We start from the raw sequence: 25,674 nt of genomic DNA, 5'->3' as shown, positions 1-25,674 counted from the left end.
GCCTTAGGCCGAGGAGGGCGTCAAAGGCGGACGGTGTTCAGTTCCTCCAGAACACCCTCCGCGCTGCGGGCCGCGACGGTGCAGGCCCTCGCCGTGAACTGGTCGAGCAAGGGGTGCCGTGCCCGTTCGCGCCACTTCCGCACCGCGGCGAGCGCCCGCATCCGCTGCAACTCCACGGAGTCGTCGCCGTCGGTGCCCAGTCGTTCCGGGATCTCGATTCCGAACCCGCCGATCAGGCGCTGCAGCTCGGCGACGTCGTCGGCGGGCAGTCCCACCTCGGTGGACCGCAGCCGCCCGAGCAGGCGCAGTTCCTGGAAACCGTGCACGTCGGACAGCAGCCGTTCGGCCGACATCAGGATGTCGCTCGCCCCCGGCAGCGGATGCGCGGTGAGGACCCGCTTGAGCGCCACGAGCGCCGAGTGGGTCTTCAACTGATCGGCCCGCTGCCCGAACTGGATGTCGATCACCTGACGCAGTTCGTCGAGCCCGCTGCGTTCCACCAGTTCGGCCGCCAGCGTCGGCGAGTCCTTGGTGCCCAGCCGGATCAGGGTGACGGCCATCCGGATCCCGAAGAGCCCGAAGCGGTCTGCCAGCTGGGCCCGCATCCGCGCGTCCACGGGCAGCGGACTGTCCTCCCGCGCGAACCGGTCGGCCGACAGCATCGCCAGGTTCAGATCGTCCACCGGGACCTCGGCGAGGTGCTGGAACGCGGCGAACTCGGCCTGTCGCATCGTGCGGGCACCGAGCGCCAGCAGACCCGCGACGGGGACGACGGCCTGGCACAGCCCGGTCCGTTCGAGTTCGCCCGCGAACCGGGACGCCACCTCCTTCGCCGACATCATGGCGTCCAGCCGGCCCGCCCCCACCTCGTCGGCGCGCGACACGACACCGACCACGCCGAGTGGCCCCGACTCGTCGCCCACGTGGTCGCCGATCTGGCCGAGGAACTGGACGTCGGTCGCGTTGAGGGTGCGCAGCAGGTAGACCACGGCGTCGGCGCCGGACGCCTCGTTGTCCGGGGTCAGCATCTCGAGGGTGCGGGCCGAGACGTCCCGCGACAGCGAGGACGTGCCGGGGGTGTCGATGATGGTCGTGTGCGCGAGCGCGGACGACGGCCACTCCACATCGAGGCGGTCCACCTGATCGGCGGTGAGGTGGCCCAGGTCGAACGTGAGGTGTCCGTCCCGGCGCAGCACCGGCACGTTGGCGGAACGCTGTGCCCCGGTGCCCGGCTCGGGCTGGTACCACGCCGTCACGGTGGGCGTCGACCCGCTGCGGTACCAGGTGACGACGCGGGTGCACTCGGTCGCGTCGGTGGGCGCGATGTCCTGCCCCACCAGGGAATTGAGCAGCGTGGACTTGCCCGCCTTCAGCGAGCCGGCCAGCGCCACCCGCAGCGGCTGTTCCAGTCGCCGGGCGCATCCGCCCAGCTGATCCCGGATGTCGGGACTGCCCGCGTACAGCCGGCGAGCGGACGCGATCAGCGCGCGGGCTTCGTGCAGCGGCGCGGCGCTCATGCCGTGACCGCTCCCGCGTCGCCCGCGACGAGTTGCGCCGCTTGCTGTTTCAGTGCGGACGCGACGTGCAGATCCTTCTCGAGCTGCGCGATGCGGCGGGTCCGTTCGGTGGATTCGAGGTTCGCCGCCTCCTGCGCGGCCCGCAGCGACTCGTTGATCGAACGCAGCGCCTGCTCGGCGATGGCGGTGAAATGATCGCGCAGCAGCCGCTGGATCGACCGGAGCCGATCCTTCGACTCCTTGCCGACCTGGAAGCTGGCGTCGTCGGCGAACCGCCGGATCGCTGTCTTCGCCTCCGCCCGGCGCTTCAGGATCCGGCTCTCCCGGTCTTCCCGGTACGCCTTGGTGCCCAGCAGGACTCCGGCGCCGATCGAGATCGGATTGACCAGGGCCATGCCCATCATGGTGGTGATCAGACCGAACATGAGGACGCCGCCGTAGGACCCGCGCATACCGACGAGGACCTTCTGCGTGATGCCGATGCGTCCCGCCTCGAGGTCGGCGAGCGAGGCCACGGGTTCGAGGACCCCGTCCACGTCGGCGACGTCCAGATGCGGCAGTTCGACGGAACCGGTCTCCGCGAAATGCTGCGCGACCACCTCGGCCAGCCAGAGGGCGCGGTCGTGCGCCCAGACGAAGTTGTCGCCGATCGCGGTCGCGAACTCCTGCTCGAGCCACTGCCCCAGCGCGTCCCAGTCCTTGCCGGGGTCGCCCTCGTCGACGGTCTCCTCCGCCTCCCGGGTGACGCGGCGCAACCGGTCCCGCAGGTCGTGGTCGATGTCCGCGGCGAGGTCGGCGATGCCGTCGCCGAGCGTCTGCTGCCACAGCGACGTCTTCTTGTGGAGTTCCTCGGCGGCGGCCTTCGCCTTCTGCAGTTCCGCCACCGCGGCGGCGCCCTTCGCCGGATCACGCAGGGCGGCAAGCTCGCTGCCGATCCCCAGGGTGAGGTGCTCGGCCGCCGACGACACGTCCAGCGACACGGCCCGGCGGGTGTTCGCCTCGGCCCGGGCCACCACCCGGTCGCGCAGGAAGGCGTACAGCTCGACGAAACCGGATTCGGTGTTGAGTTCCTCGTCCTGCAGTCGCAGCGCGTGCGAACGCAGCACCGACGAGATCGGGATGAGCGGAACGTCGAGGCCCGCGCGCGCGAGGTGCCCGCGGTCGGCCTCGACGATCTCGCGCCAGTGCGGGTACAGGTCGGTCTTGCTGATCAGGCACGCCACCGACGGGCACAGGCTGGTGACCTGACGGATGAAACCGAGCTCCGGTTCGGTGAATTCCTGGCTGGCGTCGGACAGGACGAATACGGCGTCGGACGCCGGAATCAGCCCGAGTGTGCTCGCGGCGTGCGGGTTGCCGGCGCCGCCCACCCCGGGTGTGTCGACGAGGACCAGCCCGTCGGCGAGAAGTGGACTCGGGACGTTGACCTCCACCCGCAGCACCTCACGGCCCCCGGCGCGGGGCGAGGCCGGGGTGATGCCGTTCAGCTCGTCGAGGGGCAGGGGCACCCGGATCGGGTCGGCACCCGGATCGGCGAGGACGAGTTCGGCCGACGCGGTCTCCGCATTCTGGACGACGGTGGGGATCGCGGTGGTCTCGTCGTCCCCCACCGAACACACGGTGAGATTGAGCAGGGAATTCACGAACTGGCTCTTGCCCTGCTTGAGCGGCCCGACCACCACGATCCGCATCCGCGGGTCCTGGACGCGGGTCCGGGCGGAGTCGAGGCGCTGCGCCAGGTCGCCGCGACCGAACCGCTTCGCCACGCCCAGGGCCTGCTCGAGCAACGCCGTCATCGACTGCGACCCGGCTGGACTCTTCTCGGCGGCTGCACTGTCCATGAGCTTCGTTGACCCGCAATTCTTCCGACCTCGTGCGGGCACCTGTTCGGCGCCCCGACACCCGACTGTGGAAAACAGCCCCGCACGCATAACGCGTCCGGGGCTGATTTCGTTACATCGTACGGCGGTCCCGGCCGCCCCGTCTGGGGGATGCCGGAACCGCCGTTTCATCACGGCTCGAGGTGATCGACCACGCCCGTGACGTCGTGCGAAAGGTCCACCGAGGAGTCGGTGTCGCCGAACAGCGAACCGTCGGTGTCCGCGTGCAGGCCCGAGTCGGCGCCGAACGCGTTGTCCGCGTCGATCGACGACCAGGTGTCGGCCCCGGTGTCGACGGCACCGCCCAGGGTGGATCCCAGGCCGCCGGCGATCGAACCGGTGGTGTCGGCGACGGCGCCGCCCACCGCTCCGAGGTCCGCGGAACCGTCCGTGCCGGCGTCCGCGGCGGCATCCGCGCCGGCGGAAGCGCCACCCGCGACCGATCCACCGGCGGATGCTGCGCCGTCGAGAGCGCCACCCACAGCGGCTCCCCCGTCGACCGCACCGTCGACCGCGCCACCGACGGCACCGTCGACCGCGCCACCGACGGCACCGTCGAGGGCGCCGCCGACCGAGGTGCCGAGCGATCCGAGACCACTCACGCCACCGGACAATCCGGCGCCGAGGTCGGCGGCCGCGTCGGTGGTGGCGTCCAGGCCACCGGTCAGACCTGCGGTGGCGTCGACGGCGCTGTCCACGCTGCCTTCGATTCCGCCGGCCACGTCGCCGCCGATTCCGGCAGCGGCGTCCACGGTGCCGCCGAGGCTTCCGCCGACGTTCGCGGCCGTGTCCAGGGCGCCACCGACAGTGCCGCCCAGGTTGGCCGCCGTGTCCAGGGCGCCACCGAGGTTCGCGTCCAGGCTCGCACCGGCGTCGGCGACCGCGCCGACCGAGGCGCCCGCCTCGCCGACCGCGTCCACGGCACCGCCGACGCTGCCGGTCAGTGCGGAGCCGAGGCCCGCACCGGTGTCGAAGATTCCGCCGAGACCACCGGTGAGGCCGCTGGTCAGACCGGCACCCAGGCCACCGGCCGTGTCCAGTCCGCCGACCAGGTTGGTTCCGAGGCTGCCGCCCAGGTCCGCTCCGGCGTCGGCAACAGCACCGACACCCGCCGCGACACCGGCCCCGATGCCGGCCGCAGCGTCCGCGCCGCCCGCCACCCCGCCGCCGACGGCACCGCCGACGTTGCCCGTGACGTCGCTACCCACGTCGAGCAGTCCGCCCAGCGCACCGTCGATGCCGCTCGTCAAGCCACCCGCGAGTCCGGTGCCCGCGTCGAGCGCACCGTCCAGGGCGCCACCCACACCGGCCGCCGCGTCGAGTCCGAGATCGGCGTCCAGGGCGGAGTCGAGGTCGAGCCCGCCGCCGGCCTCCAGCGCCGTCTCCAGTGCGGAACCGAGGGTCGCGCTGAGGTCGCCGTCCGCTCCGAGGACGCCGCCGAGTGCGGTGCCCAGCGTGCTGCCGATGCTGCCTTCCGCACCGAGGACGCTGTCGAGGTCGAGAGCGCCGCCGGTCTCCAGCGCACCGCCGAGCACTCCGCCGAGGGCCGCGCCGAGATCGGCGCCCGCGGCGCCACCGGCACCGAACGCACCGCCGAGCACGCCACCCAGGTCGGTCGCGCCGCCGAGGTCGATCCCGCCGTCCGCACCGAGCACCGCGTCGAGCGCCGCGCCCAGACCGGCGGTCGCGTCACCGTCGACTCCGAGGGCGCCGCCGAGCGCACTGCTGATCGTGGTTCCCAGATCGGCACCGGTGTCGAGGACACCGCCCAGCCCGAGGCCGCTCTCCAGCGCGCCGCCCAGAACCGTTCCCAGGTTCGCCCCTGCCTCGCCGCCCAGACCGAGGGCACCGCTCAGCGCCGTCGTCAGCTCCGATGTCAGTTCTCCGCCGAGGCCGAGGTCGCCGCCCAGACCGAGGTCCAGTCCGCCGTCCAGCAGGCCACCGAGGTCGATGCCCGTCACGCCGCCGGCACCGAGCGCGGCGTCGAGGGTGCTGCCCAGTTCGGCGGCCAGGCCACCGTCCAGGCCGAGGGCGCCGCCGAGGACCGTGCCGAGTGCGGCATCCAGTCCGAGACCGCTGTCGAGTGCACCGGACAGTGCGCCGCCGAGGCCGCCGTCCAGGTCGAGCGCGCCGCCGAGCAGACCGCCCAGGGCTCCACCGAGATCACCGCTGACGTCGCCGCCGGCGCCGAGGACACCACCGAGGATGCCGCTCAGCGCACCACCCAGGCCACCTTCGGCACCGAGCACGGCACCGAGGTCGAGTCCGCCACCGGCACCCAGGACCGCGTCCAGCGCGGTGCCCAGACCGGCGGTGAGGTCGCCGCCGACTCCGAGTTCGCCGCCGAGCAGACCGCTCAGCGCGCCGCCGAGGCTGCCGCCCGCACCGAGGATCGCGTCGAGGTCCAGTCCGCCGCCCAGGTCCGCGATCGACCCGAGCGTCGCGCCGAGCGCGCCGCCGAGGTCTGCGCCGAGGTCGCCGCCCGCACCGAGGACACCGCCGAGCGCGCCACCGAGGACCGCGCTGAGGTCGGTGCCGAGGACACCACCGAGCGAACCGGCGACGTCGCCGAGCAGTTCACCGCCGAGCAGGCCGTCGAGGGTCGCACCCAGTCCGCCGCCGGCGCCGATCGCCGCGTCGAGGGCGCCGCCCAGCGCGCCACCGAGACCGGCGTCCACACCGAGCACGCTGCCGAGGGTCGTTCCGAGCACGCCGCCGAGGTCGAGGCCGGCTCCGAGTCCGGCGAGGATGTCGCCGTCCACGCTGCCACCGAGGTCGACGACGCTTCCGAGGGCGGCACCGAGAGCCGCACCCAGGTCGGCGCCGAGGTCGCCGCCGATCGACAGTGCGGGCGCGAGGATCCCGGTGAGACCACCGGCCACGTCGACCACCGGCAGGGCCGTGATCGCCGCGGTGAGGGTGGTGGCGAGCTGCGCGGTCAGGTCGGTGCCCAGTCCGAGCGCTCCCCCGAGGGCTCCGCTGATCACGGCACCGAGGTCGAGGGCGCTGCCGAGGTCCAGGCCACCGGTCAGGGAGAGTGCCGCGTCGAGGGCCGCACCCAGCGCGGCACCGAGCTGCGCACCGATCTCGCCGCCGATTTCCAGCGCGGCGCCGAGCGCGGCGCTCAGACCGGCCGCCAGTTCTGCGGCGAAGTCGAAGTCGCCGCCCAGGCCGGCGCCCAGACCGAGGCCTGCGCCGGCGCCGATTCCGACCGCACCGCCGAGGCCGCCGCCGAGACCGAGGCCGCCGCCGAGACCCCCGCCGAGGGCGCCACCGACACCTGCGCCGAGACCGCCGGCGACGTCACCGGCGACATCCGCACCGGCGTTCACGATCGCGGCCAGGTCGGCCCCGCTGCCTGCGAACAGTCCCGACTCCGCGACCAGGGGAGCGACGGAGACGATGTCCGCGTGGCTCACACCCTGCAGGCCGGCGGCGCACAGCGCGTCGGCCGGGTTGGCGCAGTAGGCCGCCGCAGCCTGCTCGTCGCGAAGAAGGCCGAGGATGAAGTCGAGGACGGCGTTGGTAGCCATGGCAATCTCTCCTGTGGTCGAGGTTCGGGGAGTTCGGGTGGCCACCACAACTGCTGTGACGGCGAGTGAAATACACGTTATGGATCGGCGGCCCCCTTCCCAACGGGGCGGCGCCCCCTACTCGCGGACCCCGGCATCGGGGATCTCCCACCGGGGGTCGGGCCCCCGCCGTTAGGGGATAGGGGGGCATTAGGGGCTCGGCCCCGTAACTGCCGTCGACCTGCGCATCGGCGTAACGAAACGGCCGCCGCACGCGACAATTCGAGTGACCACGACGGCCCCGGCCGTCACATACGACGGCGGTACCGTCCGTCTGACACAGGCGGCGTGACGCCCGCCCGGACCACAGGAGTGGAACATGGCTGCAGCGCTCGGCATCGGTGTCGGATCGGTCAATACGGTGGCCGCCGTCGACACGGACGGGGCGAGCGTGACGGATGCCGCCGACCTCACCGTCCTGTCCCGTGCGAGTGTTCTGCACCTCTCCCCCGACCGCGCACCCGTTCTCGGCGGCGACGGCGGCGAGCCGGATGCGGTGATGGTGTCCGACTTCGCGAACCGTGTGGGCGACCCGGTCGGGATCCTCACCGACGACGGCTCGACCTACTCGGGCGAAGACCTCGTGGCCACCGCCGTGAGCTGCATCGTGCACGAGGCGGCGTCGGGCAGGCACGGTCTCCCGGCCACCGTCGTCGCCCACCCGACCGTCTGGCCGCCGTACACCGTCGGGGTCCTCGCCGAGGCGCTCGAGCAGGCCGGCGTCGCGGACGCCACCCTCGTGTCGGAGGCGCAGGCGGTGATGACGTGGCTCGAACGGACCCGCGGCACCCTCGGCGACGCGTTGACCGTCATCTACGACCTCGGCGGCACCTCACTCGACATCACCCTGTTCCGTTCGGACGCACACGGCACCGAGACAGGCGTCCTCGGCAAGCCGGTGCGGTCCGAGGACTTCGGCGGCGCCCACTTCGACCACGCCACCATGCAGTACGTCCTCGGCAACGTCGCCGAGGAGTTCGGCGACATCGACCCGTTCGCCCCCGACACCGTCGCCGCGCTGACCCGCCTGCGGACCCGGTGCACCGCGGCGAAGGAGGCTCTGTCCTCCGACACCGAGGCCACCATCGGCATCGAACTGCCCGGCATCTCCACCGACGTGCGGCTGGTGCGCTCGGAACTCGAAGACCTCATCCGCGAACCGCTGCAGGACTCGGTGACGCTGGTCCGCGAGAGCATCCACGCCGCCGGTCTCGAATCCAGCGAGGTCACGCAGGTGGTGCTCACCGGCGGCAGCGCCGCGATCCCGCTGGTCGCCGAACTCCTGTCCGCGGAACTGCGGGTTCCCGTCGTCGCGGCCGAACGTCCGGGCCACACCGCGGCCCTCGGTGCGGCGCTGCTCGCCGCCGACCGGGATGCGGGACACGCCGCCGCCCCGACCGTCGCGCGGATGCCGGTCGTCGTTCCCACCGCCGCGCCGGCAACGGCAGCGCCCGCCGCCGCCCCGGCTGTCCCGGCGGTCCCGGCGGTCGGGTCGGACGCCGATACCGTCGTCCTCGCCGCCCGGCCGCCCGCACCGAGACCCGTCGACCCGGGCCCCACCGGGATGTCCCGCAAGAAGAAGGCTGGGATCATCACCGCGTCCGCCGCCGCCATCGCCCTGCTCGCCGCAGGTGGGCTGTCGCTCGGGACGGTCTTCGACGTCGCACCGGCGTCCAGTTCGGGTTCGACCACCTCGCAGTCGTCGGGCACGTCCGCCGGTTCGGCCTCCACGTCCGGTGTTCCGGCGGAGGCCGCCGCGACGGGCGCCGTCGCACCCGGCACCGAGGCTGCGGGTGTCGCCGACGCGACCGGTGTTCCCGGCACCGCGGCCGGTGTCGCGACTCCGGTCGCCGCCCCCGGCACCGTCCCGCCCGGCACCGTCGCACCCGCCGCGGCCCCACCGGTCGCCGCTGCGCCCGGCACCGCCCCGGCCCCCGTCGCTGCGGCACCGGCACCCGCGCCGGCCCCAGCCCCCGCGCCGGCGCCCGCACCCGCGCCCGCCCCGGCACCGAGCGTTCCGTCCGACGGCGGCGCCGCGATCGCCAACACCATCGTCGGTGGCGCGGGCGCGGTCGGCGACACCGTCACCGGGGTGGGCGGCACGGTCGGCGGCGTCGTCGGCGGAGTCACCGGCCTGGTGCCCGGCGTCCTCGGCAACGGCGGATAGGGCGCCGGTGTCCACGCTGCCCTCACCGCTTCCTCCCACGGAACTCGCGGAGCTCGACGGCCCGCAACTCTCCGCTCTCGCACTGGTTCTGCTCGGTAGCGACCTCGACGAGACCGTGGTCGCCCGGGTACTCGACGTCGAACCCGACCGGGCCCGCGCGGCGGTCGACTCGCTCCGTTCGGACGGCTGGGTCGACGAACGGGACACGCTCCTTCTCACGGACCACACGCATCTCACGACGACGCTCGGCGAGAACCGCCTGCACACGCTGGCCCGCCGCCTGCTTGCCCACCACGTCGACGGCGGAACGCTCACGCTTCCCGTCGCCCGCGCGGTGGCCTCGACCGGCACACCGAGCGAGGAGTTGAGCCAATTCCTCTGCGCCCAGGCCGAACTCGCCGAACCGGCTCTGGCCGCCGCACTGTATGCCGAAGCGGGCCGGGTCGGCAGGCTCCACGACGCCGCCGTCGTCGCGTACGCCGAGGCGAGCGCCCTGGGCGGTGACCTCGACACCGCGGTCGGCCTGGCCGATTCCGTCCTCGAACGATCCGCGACCGTCGACTGTCCGGAACTCGCTGCGGCCGTTCGCATTTCGGCCGCCGGCGCCGCGTTCTGCGGCATGATCGACCGCAGCGCCGAACTGTACGCCTGGCTCGGTGCGGACCGTGCCGGCGCCGACGCGTCCCTCGCCGCCTCCGTCCTCGTCGTCGCGGGCCGGCTCGACGACGCCGAAGCCGTCCTCGCGACGAGCGCGGGCGCACCCCCCACCGCCGCCACCGCCGGCGCCGCCCTCGTCGCGACCGGACTCGTGCAGTCGGTGACCGCGTCCGCGAATGCGGCACTGAACTCGTTGACTCGCGCCCTGTCGATGCCCGGCCGCGCGTCGCGGCCCCGGATGCTGCCCGACTCCCCCGCCGCGATCACCGCCCTCGCCGCACTCCACTGCGGCGAACTCGCCCACGCCGACGCCGTCCTCACCCGGGCCCGGGAAACCGAGCGTCCCGGCAGTGTCACCGCGAACCGGCACCAACTGCTCACCGCCTGGACGTCGATGGTCCGCGGCGACCTCACGTCGGCGCAGTCCCGGCTCGACGGTCTCGACGCCGCGTCGATGCACCAGCGCGATCTGCTGTTCGTCCACGGCCTGCGGGTCGGGCTGGCGCGGCGCACCGGCGACAACGCGGCACTGCTCCAGGCGTGGGCGGGCGCGCAGGGTGTGCTCGCCGAGTACTCGGTGGACCTGCTGAGCCTGCTGCCGCTCGGCGAACTGTGGCTCACCGCGATCCGGGTCGGCGAACCCGGGCGGATCACCCACCTCGTCGACGATGCCCAGTCGCTGCTGCGGACCCTCGGCGAACCGGCGATATGGGGGTCGGCGCTGCACTGGTACGGCGTGCAGGCCTCGATCCTCGCCGAATGCCCCGCCGATCTGATGCCGCACGCCCGCGCGCTCGGTGAGGCCGCCAAGGTCAGCCCGTACGCGTCCGGGCTCGCCACCGCCGGTCGCGCCTGGCTGCGCGTGCTGCAGGGCGACATCGACGCCGCGTCCGTCGAGGACGCCGCCCGCACCCTCGACCGGATCGGCCTGCCATGGGACGGCGCGCGCCTCGCCGGCGAAGCCGCGCTGCGCGCCTCCGACACCAGGGTGGCGACGACCCTGCTCCAGGTCGCGCGGGCCCTGCGCCAGCCGACGTCCCCCGGCAACGGCGCCGACTCCGCGGTCGTGTCGAGCCCGAGCACCCCGGGGTCGCTCACCGACCGCGAGGCGGAGGTCGCCGACCTGCTCGTCCAGGGGCTGACGTACCGGGAGATCGGGTCCCGCCTCTACATCTCTGCGAAGACGATCGAGCACCACGTGGCCCGGATCCGGCGGCGACTGGGCGCCGGATCGCGGTCGGAACTGCTGTCGATGCTGCGTGCGATGGGCCACGGATCTGCGGCTCCGCCACCCGTGAGTACTTCTTGACCGCCCGCGGTTGACAAGTACTCACGGGTGCCGCATGTAACCAATCGACTGCGGGGCGCGACACACTGTGCACATGGTGCGATGATGCACCCCTCTGAACCGTGCCAGTAAGGATCTTCCATGACCACCGGAGTCGGACTCACCGTCGGCGATTCGGTTTCCACAGCGGTGGTGACCGCTTCCGGAACCGACGTGAGGACGATCGAACACCCATCCGTCCTGTTCACGGCCCCGGACGGCTCCGTGCAGCTCGGCGATCCCGGCACGGAGTCGACCGGCGCCGTCCGCGACTTCCTCGCACGCGTCGGGGAGCCCGCGGGCATCGAGTACGCGGGTTCCCTGACCCGCGCCGAGGACCTCGTCGCGACGGCGATGTTCTGTCTGTTCCGGGAGGCGGCGGACGGATTGTCCGGGACGGTGAAGGTCACGGCGACCCATCCGTCGGACTGGGCGCCGGAGATCGTCACCAAGCTGCGTGAATCGCTCGACTACATGGGTCTGGGCGAGGCGACGCTGATCCCGGAGTCGGTGGCACTCGCCGCGTCACCGGAGTCCCCGGCGCACGGGGCGGCGCTGCTGGCGGCCGGGTTGGCGCTGACCGACGAGGACACGAGCGCCGACACCGAGTCGATTCCCGTCGTCGAGGCCCCGTTGCACACCGCGTACTCCGCCGTGACGGCGGTGCCGGCCGCTGCTGCGGCGTCCGCCGACGCGGTTCCGCCCGCCGCGACGGGGGCGTCCGCACCGACCACACCCGCCAAGCGCCCCGACCGCCGTCCGCTGATCATCGCCGGCGTCGCCGCGGCCGCACTCGTGGTGGCGGGTGGGGCGGTCGCGTTCGCGCTCACGAGCAACGGCAGCACCGTGGTCCCGTCGATCCAGGACGCCCAGACCGCGTCGGTGACGACGACGTCGGCCGCGCGACCCACTCCGGTCGCGCCCGCGGTCTTCCCGACGGCGAGCACGCAGGAGGTGGCCGTGACGACGGAGGTGGAGGCCCCGGTCGCTCCCCCGCCGGCACCGGTCGTGACGACATCCGTGTTCGTGCCGCCGCCTCCGCCCCCGCCTCCGCCGACGACGACGCCGGTGATCACCCTGCCCTCGATCCCCACGGTTCCCCAGACCACCACGACGACGACCGCCGCGACGACCACGACGACTCCGCCGGTGACGACGACCACCACCACCGCTACGACAACAACCACGACGACGCTGAAGGCACCCGCGGCCGCGGTCACCACCACGACGACGACCACACCGCCGGCTGCGATAAGTCCAGGTCAGTGACGCTTCGCTCACACCTCCCCGACGGGCCGGCCCGTCCGTAGCTTAAGGTGGGGCGCTGATACCCACCCCAGAAGGAATCCTCAGTGAACGGATTCCGTGCAGAAGGGATTTCATGCGTAACGTGCTGGCGCACCGCGCCGCTGTTGTAGGCGCCTCGGCAATGCTCCTTCTCTTTCCGTTTTCCACCGCCGCCCAGGCCGACCCTGTTACGCAGCCCGACACCACGCAGCTGAGCCCCGACAAGTTGCCGGCCGAACTCGTCGAGGCCATTACCCGCGACCTGAAGATCAGCCCGCAGGAGTACCTCGACCGCGCCGCGAAGGCACAGGAGCTGGGTAGTTACGCCGAGGACTTCCGGGAGCAGCATCCCGACGACTACGCCGGGGCGTGGATCGGCCTCGACGGCAAGCCCGTCGTCGCGGTCACCACGAACGAGGCCGCCGACGCCGCAGCGAAGGCCGGGTACGACACCCGCATTGCGCCGGTGTCCGCGAACGGCCTGGAGAAGACCCTCTCCGACGTGAACGGCTGGATCGCGGGACTGCCGAAGGACGTGGCGTCCCAGGTCAACTCCGCGTCGATCGACGTTCTCGAGAACCGTGTCGTCATCGACGTCGTCAACAGCCCCATCGGCCAGGCGCTGAACCTGCCGACGCTGCTCGCCAATGTCAAGGTGATGCTGAGCCCCGGCGGCGGCGGTCCGGTGGAGCGGGGCCCCCTCGCCGGCGACACGTACATCACCACCGCGGGTGAACTGCCGAAGACGCCGATCTCCGAGATCTCCGTCTGCTCGCTGGGCTTCAACGCCGTCGACGACAGCGGCCAGGCCGTCAACATCAGCGCCGGGCACTGCAACCCCGCCGAGGGTCAGCCGTCGCCGGTGTTCCTTCCCAATCACCAGAACGTCGACGACAGCCAGCAGATCGGCGCGTTCTCGAAGTCGTCGGTGGGCAACCCGGCCGACAAGCTGGACTACTCGGTGATCAAGCTGAACGACGCGGGCGTCAAGGCCGGTCTGGACCGTCCGGCGGTCCGCGGCGCGAACGGCACCACCCTGGAGATCACCGGCACGGCCCGTCCCGTCGTCGGTGCCCCGATCTGCAAGTCAGGTCAGACGTCGTCGTTCACGTGTGGTGTGGTCGCGGCGGATCACGTCGAGACGCAGTTGTTCGTGGCCGACGGTTCGAGCCGCGTGATCAACGGTTTCGCGGGCACCGCCTGCACTCTCGCGGGTGACAGCGGCGGCGCCATCGTCACCGGCACCCTCGCGCTGGGAATCACGAGCGGTTCCAACGCCAGCGGCGCCCCCAACTGCACGGAGGCGAACCTGGTGCTGGCACCGGAGGGTGGCACGGCCAGCCTCGGGATCCCGGTCGCGGACATCGTGGACACCGTCGGCTCCGGGATGCGCGTGCGCACCGTCTCCGACTAGTACCCCAGGGTTTTCATCCTGCGCCCGGTGTCCGTTTCCTCTCGGACACCGGGCGCAGGCGGTTCCGGTGTCCGCTTTGTCCAGCTGCGTCATCCACCGAAAGTGTTACAGGTGGGAATAGACGGGGCGAACCCATATAGTCGACTCCGACTGTGTACGGCCTTACCTGTCAGGGGGGTCGTATTCGCGTGCGCCCGCGAGGCAACTGCGAACAAACAACATAGAAAGGCCCCCATGCGAAGCTCCATCGCACGTCGTGCCGCCGTGTTCGGCTCCGCCGCGCTGCTGCTCCTCGGTCCGGTCACCGCCTCCGCTCAGGCCGATCCGGTCGAGCCGGGAGTGTCCGGCCAGGCCGCCAAGCTGCCAGCGGAATTGATCGACGCAATTTCGCGTGATCTGTCGCTGAGCCCGGATCAGTACCTGGAGCACTCCGAGCTGGGCCAGAAGCTGGCCGAGTTCGCGAAGATCGCCCGCACCCAGTTCCCGGACGCCTTCGCCGGAACGTGGCTCGACGACGCAGGCACCCCGATCGTGGGGCTCGCCGACGGCGCCGACAAGGAGGCCGCCGTCGCCGCAGCCGAGAAGGCCGGCTTCCAGGTGAAGGATGTGGCACAGAGCGAGAGCAGCCTGCAGGAGCAGGTGAAGTCGCTCGACGGATGGCTCGACACCCAGCCGCCCGCCGTCGCCGATCTCGTGCGCGGCGTCGCCATCGACATCGTGAACAACGATCTCGTGCTCCGCGCCGACAACGCGGGCGGGTTGCAGCTTCCGGACTTCCTGAAGGGCGCCCGCGTCGTGCAGTCGCCTGCCACGGCCGCTCCGCTGCCGTCCACCGACCTCACCCCCATCGCCGAACCGCTTCCCGCCGACGCCCTGCTGGGCGGCGACGCGTACGGCTCGCTCGGCGGCGGAGTCGGACTGCGCTGCTCGCTCGGGTTCAACGGCACCGACGGCTCGGGCCGGCCGGTGAACATCACGGCAGGGCACTGCGACCCCAACCGGGCCGCTGCGGGCACCGCGGAGGCGTCGGAGGCGTTCTCGCTCGTCGGGGGTGGCACCGGTCCGCGGATCGGCACGTTCGCCAAGACCAGCCTGGATATTCACGACTACTCGATCATCCGCGCCGACGACAATGCGGCACGGCGGTTCGAGAACAACGGCGTCCGGGTTCCCGGTGCGGCGCCGGTCGCGATCACCGGAACCGCCGACCCGGTCGTCGGCGCACCGGTGTGCAAGTCGGGTCTGACCACCGGCTTCACCTGCGGTCGCGTCACGTCCGTCGCGCAGACCGTCTCCGTCGGTGAGCGCACGCTCGCCGACAGCTTCTCGACGAGCATGTGCGCCCTGCAGGGCGACAGCGGCGGCACGATCGTGACCGGCACGCTGGCACTCGGCATCTCGAGCGCCTCCAACGTCGGGCAGTACCCGATCTGCCAGGTCGCGGACGTCGTCACGTTCGTCCTCGGCGAGAGCCCCGAATTGTTCGCGACGCCGATCAACGAGGTGCTGGCGGAGAACCCGGGTCTGCGCGTGCGCACCTCGTAACGCACCCCCGCAACGACGACGGCCCGCCTCCTTCTCCAAGGAGGCGGGCCGTTGTTGCCGGTTACGAAGTCAGGCCGTGGGCGCGGGCGGCACGAACGGGGTGTTGATGGTGACGAGGTACTGGATTCCGAGGATCACGAGCGCGGCACCGCCGACGAAGATGGTTCCGGCCAGCCCGCCGGCGGCGAATCCCGCCAGCAGTCCGCCGAGGCAGCCGACCGGCGTGCCGACCACGGTCCAGGCGAGCAGTCCGCATCCGACCGCGAGACCGACCGCACCGAGGATCACCCCGAAGACCAGGCCGCCGATCAGGGTCGCGTACCCGAGGTAGCTGTTGAAATCGGCCAGTGCCGAATCGTCGCGCTCCTTCTGCGTGTCGAATCCGCTCTGCGCCACCGACTTCAGCGACGACGCGACATCCTCCGGGACGTGCGGGGTGAGCGTCGCGGTCCGCCCGTCGAGGTCGGCGTCGATCGGATAGACGGCGTCTTCGATACGAATGGTGAGGGGCAGCGCGGCCACGACGTTGCCGCTGTCGTCGACCATCTCGATCGCGTCACCGGTGTCGGTGACCCGGAAGGCGCCCGCATCGATCGTCGTGATCACGGACGTGCCCTCGGCGTGGGCCTCATAGCCGATGCCGGACGATTCGTGCTGCGCCACTGGGGCTGCGTGAGCGGTCCCGGCAGAGACGCCGAGGGCCGCGACGACGAGGAGCGCCGATCCGGTGAGTGCCCGTAGGTTCCGGCCGTACCGGCCGCTCATGCCGCGGGTTCCGGTGCGACGAACGGGCTGTTCACGGTGTTCAGGTACTGGATACCCAGGACGACCAGGGCGCCGCCGCCGACCACGATGGTGCCCGCGAGCGCGACGACGGGCGCGACGATCAGCGCACCGCCGATGCACCCTGCCACCGGCCCGGCGAGGCCGAGGAACGGAATCACCAGGGCAGCGGTGCCGGGGATGACGCCGATCGCGCAGCCGATCGCGCCGCCGATGATGGCGGCGACGATCGCGGTGATCGCGCTCGTGATTCCGAGTTGCTGCTGGAAGTCGTCGAGCGCGCGGTCGTCGCGTTCCTGTTTGTCCTGCGGTGCGGCGACGTCGGCGAGGGTGATCCGTTCCGACACGGGGACGGGTGTCGCTGCGGACGGATCCATGTTCGGGACGAGCCGCAGGACGCGCGCGGACTCGTCGACCGCGACAGCGAAGGGATGCTGCAGGTCGTCGACCCGGAAGAACGTGGGAATGGACGCTACGACGCGGCCTCCGTCGTCGATCACGTCGACGGTGTCGTTCGCGGCGTTGATGGAGAAGGCGCCGGCGTCCAGCGTGGCCACAGCGGCGTCACCGTCACGGGCGGTCTGGTAGTTGATGTTCGGGACGCCCTGTTCCTCTGCCGCCGCGGGTGCGGCGGCGGGATCGGCGTATGAGGTGGCTGCCCCGACCCCCATTGCCGCGACGACGAGCATGGATATGGCAGTAAACCGTCGGAGGTTCATCGAGACCCGTTTCGAGAGCAGCGCTGTGACGGACGAAGGTTAGCCTAAGCATTGGCGAACCTAACAGGTCAGTCCCGCTGCTGTGACGAGGTTCACTTCCGGAAGGCGCGCAGACGACGAACCGCCCACCTCCGAAAGGAGGCGGGCGGCGTGGGGCACTACAGCCGTGCGGCTACGTCACCCACTTCGTGGTGCCGAAAAGTCCCTCAGAACAGCTTCGGGCCGACAGTCACGATCGTGATCACGTAGCCGAAGATGTCGGCCAAGATTCCGAACAGTCCCGCCATGAACACTCACACCTTTCACTGGGCGCACGCGCCCTTGGAAACTGGACTACTTCTTGTCGTTTTTCGCCCAGACCGTGGTGCCTTCGGGCGCCGTCAGCGTCTGCGCAAGCTGAATCCCCGCGATGACCAGGGTCGGCCCGCCGACGATGACGGTTCCGGCGATCGCACCGACCGCCGCGAACACCGGGACCGTCGCCAGCGCGACGGGTCCCGCAATCAGACCGACCAATCCGATCGCGCCACCGACGACCGTGCCGGCCAGCCCACCGACCGCCGAGGCCAGTGCAAGTTGCTGTCCGAAATTGGCCTGCGCACGCGTGTTCTCCTCGACCGAGGCAACGTCACTCAGCGGGAGATCTGTGTCCGCGATCGGTGTCGCCTTTGCGCGATCGATGACCGGAGTCAACGTGAGGGTCTTGCCGTCCTCACTGACCTTCTCCTCGAAGGGGAACTGCAGTCCGTCGAAGCGGTACGCGAGGGGCAACGAGAGGACGGCGTTTCCCGCGCCGTCTTCGAGCGCGACCGACTGCCGATCCGACGACACCACGAACGCGCCTGCATCGATCTTCGTGACGACTGCCCGATCCTCGACCCGGGTCTCGTATGCGATGTCGGCTCCAGGCTCGGCCGCCGGTTCCGCGACCGCTACCCCATATCCGGCCGCGAGGGCACCCACCAAAAGTGCCGAAGTCGTAACGAAACGACGCAACTTCATTCCATCCCCTTAAGGTTCCAACCCCATCCGTTGCTAAACAGTAACTTGATGCTCTGACAGATCCCAATTGAGTTTCGACTCGAGAAAATGCACGTCACCAATAGTCGACGAAGGGCTATGAAAGTGTCCATCGAGAACGACACTGCGACCGATTTCCAAGAATGGCACCAATCATTCATGTAGTAATTCCTATACAAAGCGGGGAACCGGTCGGTTTCTTCACGGGGAGCGTCCGCGCACGACTCGGCCCCGCCGTGTGAGACACGACGGGGCCGGGCGACTGGGCGAGGGTTCTACTCGTCCCTGTCCGCGTAGATCGAGGTCCCCGGGGCGGCGTTGTAGGTTTCCCACAACTGGTACGCACTGACGCCGAGAGTGGGACCACCGGCAACGATGGTTCCCACCACCCCGCCGATACCCGCCCCGGTGACGAGGCCGGGAACGCAAGCAGGAAGCGTTGCAACGCAGCCAATTCCGGCGCCGGCCATCGTTCCAACCAAGCTTCCAACGGTGACGGCAATTCCCACCTGCGCACCGAACTGGGCGAACGCCCTGTCGTTCTCCTCCCGGGACGCGACGTCGTGGAACGGCAGCGGGAGCACGGCGGGCGCCGACGCTGTCGGCGCGGGCGCCGCGGGAGCGGGTGCCGACGCCGGCCCCGCGTGGGAAACCCCGGCGGCGAGACCCATGGCGGCGACCGCCATGCCTGCCGTTACTGCAGCTCTTCTCACGATCATTGATGCCTCATTTCAGGACCGACGCGACGAAGTACCGATGTGGTAGAAGCGCACTGCACGACCCCCGTTGCGACCGCTGACCAGGGCCGGAAAACACGCTCAGAGTAACAGCGGAATCACGGCCGAATTGTTCATTGACGAAAAATTCATCGGCGCGAAGGGCGCCGGTCGGCAGTTGGCCGAACGCAACGTAATTCGCACGAATTACATGGCGTGAATTAGTCCTGTCGGACCGATTTCCGGTAACCGCGACTTCCATCCGCGGAATATTTGGCCCATCGTTATCCCACCGCAACGTAACCGCGCTGAATTCGTGACCGAAATGGCCGCCGAAGTGCGTCTGCAGAGAGGTCTCGAACGGTCTCGTGCAGCCGTCTGCCGAAGTTAGGGCGACCTTGGGTGAACGCCGCAATTTCGACCCTTTAACGTGGCAAACAGAAAGTCCGAGTGTGGCATGCACCACATGCCTCATCGGCGCCCCAGCTGCAGATATCCCACTCGAACCCGGTAAGTTACCCGCAGGTAGGCTTAATAAGTTACCGACGGGTAACTTAGCAAGCGTTAGGATCACGAGCAGTCCCGAGGTGGCCGCCCTGCCGCCCTGAAACGAAAGGCCGCGACATGAATGCCCTGACGATCACGTTGGGCACCATCGGCGTGCTGCTGAGCCTCGTATGTTGGTTCTCCTTCATCACAGGCGCATTGAAGATGGTCAACGTCGTCCGGATCGGCCAGTCGGCCCCGGATCGATGGCGCCCGTTCTTCCCGCGCTTCAAGCAGATGTGTGTCGAATTCATCGCCCACACGCGCATGAGCAAGTTCCGCACCGTCGGCTGGGCTCACTGGCTGGTCATGGTCGGCTTCATGCTCGGAGCCGTCGTGTGGTTCGAGGCGTACGGGCAGACATTCGACCCGGCGTTCCACTGGCCGCTGGTCGGTAACACGGCCGTCTACCACTTCATCGACGAGATCCTGGGTCTCGGCACGGTCATCGGTATCACCACGCTGATCGTGATCCGCCAGCTCAACCACCCCCGCGTGCCCGCGCGGCTGTCCCGTTTCGGTGGCTCCGACTTCCGGGCCGCGTACTTCGTCGAGGCCGTCGTCCTCATCGAGGGCCTCGGCATGATCTTCGTGAAGGCCGGCAAGATCGCCACCTACGGCCACTCGAACCCGTGGACCGACTTCTTCACGATGAACCTCGCGAAGCTGCTTCCCGCGAGCCCGAACATGGTGGCGTTCTTCGCCTTCGTCAAGCTGATGTCGGGCATGATCTGGCTCTACGTCGTCGGCCGCAACATCACCTGGGGTGTCGCCTGGCACCGGTTCGCGGCGTTCGCGAACATCTACTTCAAGCGTGAGGACGACGGCGACGTCGCACTCGGCGCCGCCAAGCCCATGATGTCCGGTGGCAAGCCCATCAACATGGAGGACGCCGATCCCGACACCGACACGTTCGGCGCCGGCAACATCGAGGACTTCTCCTGGAAGGGCTGGCTGGACTTCACCACCTGCACCGAGTGCGGCCGCTGCCAGTCGCAGTGCCCCGCGTGGAACACCGGCAAGCCGCTGTCTCCGAAGCTGCTCATCACGTCGCTGCGCGACCACGGTTACGCCAAGGCTCCGTACCTGCTCGCCGGAGGCCGCAAGGACATGGGCGGCGACGAAGTCGGCCTGGTGAACGGCGAAGGCGCCGTCGACGACGCCAAGCTGGCGGCGATCCCCGAGGCGGCCCGTCAGGAGGCCGAGCGCAAGCTGGTCGGCGAGACCGTCGAAGGCGAACTGGCCCCGGTCATCGACGCCGAGACGCTGTGGAGCTGCACCAACTGCGGCGCGTGCGTCGAGCAGTGCCCCGTCGACATCGAACACGTCGACCACATCATCGACATGCGCCGCTACCAGGTGCTGATCGAGTCGGAGTTCCCGTCCGAGCTGGCCGGCCTGTTCAAGAACCTCGAGAACAAGGGCAACCCCTGGGGTCAGAACTCCAAGGACCGTCTCAACTGGATCAGTGAGATGGACTTCGAGATCCCCGTGTTCGGCCAGGATGCGGACAGCTTCGAGGACTACGAGTACCTCTTCTGGGTCGGCTGCGCCGGCGCCTACGAGGACCGCGCCAAGAAGACCACGAAGGCCGTCGCCGAACTCCTCGCCACCGCAGGCGTGAAGTTCATGGTGCTCGGTGCCGACGAGACGTGCACCGGCGACTCCGCTCGCCGCGCCGGAAACGAATTCCTGTTCCAGCAGCTCGCCATGCAGAACATCGAGCTGCTGAACTCGGTCTTCGACGGCGTCGAGCAGCGCAAGCGCAAGATCGTCGTCACCTGCGCCCACTGCTTCAACGCGCTCGGCAACGAGTACCCGGAGGTCGGCGGCGAGTACGAGGTGGTTCACCACACCCAGCTGCTCAACCGTCTGGTCCGCCAGAAGAAGCTGATTCCGGTCGCGTCCGTCAGCGAGGACATCACCTACCACGACCCCTGCTTCCTCGGACGCCACAACAAGGTGTACGACGCTCCCCGCGAGCTGATGGAAGCGTCCGGCGCGAAGCTGAAGGAAATGCCGCGTCACGGCGAACGATCCATGTGCTGTGGTGCCGGTGGCGCCCGCATGTGGATGGAAGAGAACATCGGCAAGCGCATCAACATCGACCGGGTCGACGAGGCGCTCAGCACCGATCCGAAGAAGATCGCGACCGGCTGCCCGTTCTGCCGCGTCATGCTCACCGACGGCGTCACCGCCCGCCAGGAGTCCGGCCAGGGTGAGGGCGTCGAGGTCGTGGACGTCGCCCAGCTGATGCTCTCGTCCATCACGCGTCTCGAGCCCGAGAAGCTGACCGAGAACATCAAGGTCGTCCCCCGCGAGAAGCCGGCGACACCCGTGGCAGCCGAAGCAAAGGCCGAGGTCGTCGAGAAGGAGCGCGTCGAAGAGGTCGAGGAGGCCGCCGCAACGCCGGCCGCCACCGAAGCTCCGGCGGGCAAGGGTCTGGCGATGAAGGGCCTGGCCAAGGCACCGGGCGCGAAAGCTCCCGGCGCGAAGGCACCCGGGGCGAAGGCACCCGGCAAGGGTCTCGGCATGGCGGGCGGCGCGAAAGCTCCCGGTGCCAAGGCTCCCGGCAAGGGTCTCGGCATGGCGGGCGGCGCGAAGGCGCCCGGCGCCAAGAAGGCCGCTCCCGCTGCGGCCGCCGACGGCGGCTCCGACGCTCCGGCAGCGGAGGCACCCAAGCCGAAGGGCCTCGGGCTCGCCGGTGGTGCGAAGGCACCGGGCGGCAAGGGTCTGCAGATGAAGGGTGCCGCCAAGGCTCCCGGCGCGAAGGCCGCCGCTCCGGCTGCCGATGCACCGGCCGCAGCGGCTCCCGTCGCGGAAACCCCCGTTCAGGACGCCCCCGCGGCGAAGCCGAAGGGTCTCGGTCTGGCGTCCGGGGCCAAGGCTCCCGGTAAGGGTCTGCAGATGAAGGGCAAGGCGAAGGCTCCCGGGGCGAAGGCCGCTCCCGCGGACGCACCGGCCGAGCCGGCTGCCGCCGAGCCCCAGGTCGCCGACACCTCCGCGACCCCGGAGGCACCCGCGGCAGAGGCACCCGCGGCGGAGACTCCGAAGGCACCCCCGGCGGCGAAGGCCGGTGGACTCGGATTCAAGAGCGGCGCCAAGGCTCCCGGAGCCCGCAAGTCCGCGGCTCCCAAGGCCGCAGCGCCGAAGGCCGAGGCACCCGAGGCGTCGCCTGCTGAAGCACCCCAGGCGGAAGCGCCGAAGACCGAAGCTCCCGCGGCCGAGGCTCCGAAGGTAGAGGAGTCGAACGGCGACGGGACCAACGGCAAGGCACCGCAGACGGGGCAGGCCCCGCCGCAGGCCAAGCCCGGTGGACTCGGTTTCAAGGCAGGCGCGAAGGCACCGGGCCGGAAGAGCTAGCCGACAGCAGTGAACAGCGATGCCCCCACCGTGATCGGTGGGGGCATCGCTGTCCTCTACCGCGGTCCGGCGCCGCCGCGTCCCGGTGCACCGCCGCCCATCGGCTGAGCGGGCGCCGGGTTCTGCACGGTGTATTCCTGCGACGTGTCGTCCTGCGCGGTCTGGTCGGCGGACGATGCCTGTTCCACGGACGAGGTGGTCGTCGTCGTTGCCGAGGGTGTGTCGTCCTGGCCGATCAGTTGGGTCGCTGCCGCGCCGGCGCCCAGGAGCACGAGCGCGGCGGCACTCGCCGCGACCATCCAGCCCCGGATCCCCGACCTCGGCGTCTTCGCGGCCGGGGCGGCAGCCGGTGTGACAAGCGTTCTGGGAGGGGAAACGTCCCTGGTCGGCACCGCGGCGGGTGCCGACGGAGGCAGCACACGCGACGCTGCCGACGCGATCGGTCGCGGCGCCGCCGGCGGCTGCACCCGCGGTCCCGGCGCCGACATCACCCGGGAACCCGACGGCCGGAGCGATGCGCGCTCGGCGATGACCGCCGCGCCGCGGGCGGAGGCCGTCGCCGGGTCCGGCGAGACGACGAGGGGGACGTCCACGGCGGTCGACAGCAGTTCGGTCACGAGGGGAACCGCCGCTCCGCCGCCGAGGAGGACGACGGCGTCGGCGGGGGTGCCGGTCTCGGCGAGTCGTTCGAGTTCGCGTGCCACCGTGTTCGCGGCGTGAGTGAGCGACCCGCGGATGAGGTCCTCGAATTCGGAACGCATGACCCGTATCTGGCGGCGGATGCCGGGAAGCTCGACGGTCACCACGGCGGAGGTGTCCTGCGACAACCGTTCTTTCGCGATCCGGCAGCGGGCCGCGAGTTCGGCCACCGCTCCGCGGTGCGCGGGATCGTCGACGTCGAAGTCCGGGTTCGCGTTCTGCACCAACGCGACCACATGTCCCATCAGGAGCCGGTCGGCGTGGTCGCCGCTGAAGTGGGTGCTCCGCGTCGACGGGAGCACACCGAATTCGGCGCCGCGCCTGGTGGCCAGGGTCAGGTCGAGGGAGTGGGCTCCGATGTCGCACAGCAGTACGGTGTCGCAATCGTCGAGCTTCTCGACCCGGGTGATCCACGTGAGTGCCGCGGTGGTTTCGGGGATGACGGTGACGGTGCGGTTCTGCAGCAGACCCCAGCGGCGGATCTCGTCCTCGAGTTCCTCCACCGCATACCCCGACCAGCCTGCCGGAGCCGCGACCACCACCTGGTCGGGCGCGGGGGCGCGGCCCCGAATCAGACAGTCGAGCGCGGTGGTTACCAACTGCACGGCCGGGGTGCGGGTCCCGTCGTCGCCGATCACCGGAACGGGGTCACCGACTCGGTCGATGAAGTCGCGAAAGACGATGCTGCCCTGGGGAAGCGGACCGGCACGATGCGGCCCGAGGGAGGGTGCGCTGCTCGACGACAACGCCAGTTCGGCGGAGTGCCGAACCACCGTGAAGCCGTCGTGCTCGTGGTGCGCCTGCGATTCACCGTGCACCTGTGCGGACACGAACGAGTCGGAACCCATGCTGATCCCCATCGATGTCCGCATGCCGTGATCTCCATTCCGTGTACGGCAGGCGACTTTCCTGCCGATCGAAACGCTAGACCGCCTTCCTGTACCGACCGCTGTGCGCTTCCTGCGATGTTCCTGTGTGCGTGGCGGCGAACGCCCCTAGGGAAGGTGCAGCGTCCTCCCATGGTCTTCCCAGGAATGGTCCATACCGTCGTCGGCAGTCGCCTCGAAGGCAACCCGAGATGAAGGAGCACACTCATGACGAGAAGCGAAGTCCACCCCACGGCCGTCATCGAACACGATGTTCCCGCCCTGCACGCCGCGACCGAAGCCCGGGCACCGCAGCCCGACCTGGGCGGCGCGCCCCATGCGGCGGACCTTCTGCGCGACGGACTCGACGGGCTCCTGCGCGACCTCCGTCCCATCAACCCGACCGGCGGACAGCCTGCTCAGCACGATGAGCCGCAACAGAATTCGCGCCCTGCCGGCGAAACCCGCGACCACGACAGCCGTGGTCTCGACAGCACAGGCCACGACAACCACGCACCCTCCGGCAACCAGGTCCACGAGGACAACACCGCCCACCGAAACGACACCGCGACCGACGCACACGGCGCGTCGAACTCGGGAGCGTCCGTCGGAGCGGGGTCAGGTCACCAGAACGCGCAGCCCGGCGCGTCGGCGTCGTTCGGCAACCCGGGCCGCGGCGAGTCGGTGAACTCGGGAGGCCCTTCCGCGACTCAGCCCTCGTTCAACCAGGGCAGCCCGGTTGCGACGCAGCCGACGACGCTGAGCCAGACGGCGTCGGTGTCCTCGCCGACCGCCTCTGCCATGCAGCCTGCCGCCGCCACTCCGGCCGCGAATACTGCGCCCGCAACGGCGACGTCCGCGGCCCAGCCGATCACGGCGACTCCGGTGTCGACCCATTCCGATGCGGCTGCGACGTCGCAGCCTCTCGACACGACGATCCGGCAGACGAGCACAACCGCAACTTCGGAAACCTCTACGACGCAGCAGAATACGCGGAGCCCGGAGGCAGCAACGGCCTCCGGCGACGAGGCGGCGCACGCCTCGCAGACCACGGCCACTGCGGCCGGCGCGACGTCCGCCGCCACCACGCAGAATGCGACAGCACCCACCGCGGATCTCGGCGGATCGCAGACGACCCCCACTTCCACCGGGACGACCGAGAACAACACGACCCACAGCACGGCCGACGACAACACGGCGACGCAGACGGCGGCGGCCACCACGGCGACGGCGCCGACCGCCGACCTGGGCCAGTCGCAGGCAACCCCGTCCACCACCACGACGGCGAGCAGTGATCCCACGTCGACGGACCAGAGTTCCGCGATCAGCACCCTCACGGACATGGCAGCGGACACGGGTCTCAGCCACGACACCGCAACGACCGACACCGGTACCGCGGCAACCACCGACACCACAAGCTCATACGACTCGACCACCTCGTACGACTCGAGCACCACACTCGACACCGGCACATCGCTGGATTCGACGAGCGCGACGAGCCTCTCGTCCGGGCTGACGGCCGATTCCGGCACCACGCTCGACACCCACGATCAGAGCCTGACTGCGACGACGACCGTCGACCAGCACGTGTTCTGA

The 25,674-nt window shown here is 70.3% G+C and carries 15 protein-coding genes; 7 read left to right on the top strand and 8 right to left on the bottom strand.

Annotation, left to right across the window (positions count from 1 at the left end):
* Nucleotides 1-20: 20 nt before the first annotated feature.
* The 3 genes from ROP_RS27545 to ROP_RS44890 all read right to left on the bottom strand — a co-directional run bounded on the left by ROP_RS27545 (nucleotide 21) and on the right by ROP_RS44890 (nucleotide 6,930).
* On the bottom strand, nucleotides 21-1,517 hold the full coding sequence (locus tag ROP_RS27545; RefSeq protein ID WP_043825433.1) for a dynamin family protein: 1,497 nt from the start codon (nucleotides 1,515-1,517) through the stop codon (nucleotides 21-23).
* Nucleotides 1,514-3,358 carry a dynamin family protein gene (locus tag ROP_RS27540; RefSeq protein WP_015889300.1) on the bottom strand — a complete coding sequence of 615 codons (1,845 nt, stop codon included), beginning with the start codon at nucleotides 3,356-3,358 and terminating at the stop codon, nucleotides 1,514-1,516. The genes ROP_RS27545 and ROP_RS27540 overlap by 4 nt, the downstream gene beginning before the upstream one ends.
* A gap of 170 nt (nucleotides 3,359-3,528) precedes the next feature.
* Nucleotides 3,529-6,930: an IniB N-terminal domain-containing protein gene (locus tag ROP_RS44890; RefSeq protein ID WP_043825430.1), complete on the bottom strand. Its 3,402-nt coding sequence runs from the start codon at nucleotides 6,928-6,930 to the stop codon at nucleotides 3,529-3,531.
* A 358-nt stretch (nucleotides 6,931-7,288) separates the two neighbouring features.
* On the opposite strand from ROP_RS44890, the gene ROP_RS27530 reads away from it, so the two are divergent.
* From ROP_RS27530 to ROP_RS27510, 5 genes are all read left to right on the top strand, one after another.
* Nucleotides 7,289-9,136 carry an Hsp70 family protein gene (locus tag ROP_RS27530; protein ID WP_015889298.1) on the top strand — a complete coding sequence of 616 codons (1,848 nt, stop codon included), beginning with the start codon at nucleotides 7,289-7,291 and terminating at the stop codon, nucleotides 9,134-9,136.
* A 7-nt stretch (nucleotides 9,137-9,143) separates the two neighbouring features.
* Nucleotides 9,144-11,102 (top strand): LuxR C-terminal-related transcriptional regulator, encoded by a 1,959-nt coding sequence (locus tag ROP_RS27525; protein ID WP_015889297.1) that lies wholly within the window; start codon nucleotides 9,144-9,146, stop codon nucleotides 11,100-11,102.
* Nucleotides 11,103-11,222: 120 nt separating this feature from the next.
* A complete protein-coding gene (locus ROP_RS27520; RefSeq protein ID WP_015889296.1) occupies nucleotides 11,223-12,389 on the top strand; it encodes a hypothetical protein in 1,167 nt (388 codons plus the stop codon).
* A 112-nt stretch (nucleotides 12,390-12,501) separates the two neighbouring features.
* The gene (locus ROP_RS27515; RefSeq protein ID WP_015889295.1) at nucleotides 12,502-13,821 is read left to right on the top strand and encodes a S1 family peptidase; all 1,320 of its coding nucleotides are present in this window, start codon (nucleotides 12,502-12,504) and stop codon (nucleotides 13,819-13,821) included.
* A 234-nt stretch (nucleotides 13,822-14,055) separates the two neighbouring features.
* Nucleotides 14,056-15,366: a S1 family peptidase gene (locus ROP_RS27510; RefSeq protein ID WP_015889294.1), complete on the top strand. Its 1,311-nt coding sequence runs from the start codon at nucleotides 14,056-14,058 to the stop codon at nucleotides 15,364-15,366.
* A 69-nt stretch (nucleotides 15,367-15,435) separates the two neighbouring features.
* On the opposite strand, the gene ROP_RS27505 is transcribed toward ROP_RS27510, so the two are convergent.
* From ROP_RS27505 to ROP_RS27490, 4 genes are all read right to left on the bottom strand, one after another.
* On the bottom strand, nucleotides 15,436-16,131 hold the full coding sequence (locus tag ROP_RS27505) for a hypothetical protein (protein ID WP_015889293.1): 696 nt from the start codon (nucleotides 16,129-16,131) through the stop codon (nucleotides 15,436-15,438).
* Nucleotides 16,128-16,838, bottom strand: coding sequence for a hypothetical protein (locus ROP_RS27500; protein WP_231868997.1), 711 nt, complete (start codon nucleotides 16,836-16,838; stop codon nucleotides 16,128-16,130). Before ROP_RS27500 ends, ROP_RS27505 begins: the two co-directional genes overlap by 4 nt.
* Nucleotides 16,839-17,201: 363 nt before the next feature.
* Nucleotides 17,202-17,870 carry a hypothetical protein gene (locus ROP_RS27495; protein ID WP_015889291.1) on the bottom strand — a complete coding sequence of 223 codons (669 nt, stop codon included), beginning with the start codon at nucleotides 17,868-17,870 and terminating at the stop codon, nucleotides 17,202-17,204.
* Between the two features lie 293 nt (nucleotides 17,871-18,163).
* Nucleotides 18,164-18,607 carry a hypothetical protein gene (locus tag ROP_RS27490; RefSeq protein WP_015889290.1) on the bottom strand — a complete coding sequence of 148 codons (444 nt, stop codon included), beginning with the start codon at nucleotides 18,605-18,607 and terminating at the stop codon, nucleotides 18,164-18,166.
* Between the two features lie 621 nt (nucleotides 18,608-19,228).
* On the opposite strand from ROP_RS27490, the gene ROP_RS27485 reads away from it, so the two are divergent.
* Entirely contained in the window at nucleotides 19,229-22,513 is a 3,285-nt protein-coding gene (locus ROP_RS27485) for a (Fe-S)-binding protein (protein WP_015889289.1), read from the top strand.
* Nucleotides 22,514-22,569: 56 nt separating this feature from the next.
* On the opposite strand, the gene ROP_RS27480 is transcribed toward ROP_RS27485, so the two are convergent.
* Complete coding sequence (locus ROP_RS27480; RefSeq protein WP_015889288.1) at nucleotides 22,570-24,084, bottom strand: Hsp70 family protein; 1,515 nt, start codon at nucleotides 24,082-24,084, stop codon at nucleotides 22,570-22,572.
* Between the two features lie 222 nt (nucleotides 24,085-24,306).
* On the opposite strand from ROP_RS27480, the gene ROP_RS27475 reads away from it, so the two are divergent.
* The gene (locus ROP_RS27475) at nucleotides 24,307-25,674 is read left to right on the top strand and encodes a hypothetical protein (RefSeq protein ID WP_043825427.1); all 1,368 of its coding nucleotides are present in this window, start codon (nucleotides 24,307-24,309) and stop codon (nucleotides 25,672-25,674) included.

Origin of the sequence: Rhodococcus opacus B4 (assembly GCF_000010805.1) — a bacterium.
Taxonomy (GTDB): Bacteria; Actinomycetota; Actinomycetes; order Mycobacteriales; family Mycobacteriaceae; genus Rhodococcus_F; species Rhodococcus_F opacus_C.
Note: the sequence above shows the minus strand (reverse complement) of the source record. Positions and strands in the feature narration are given on the sequence as shown.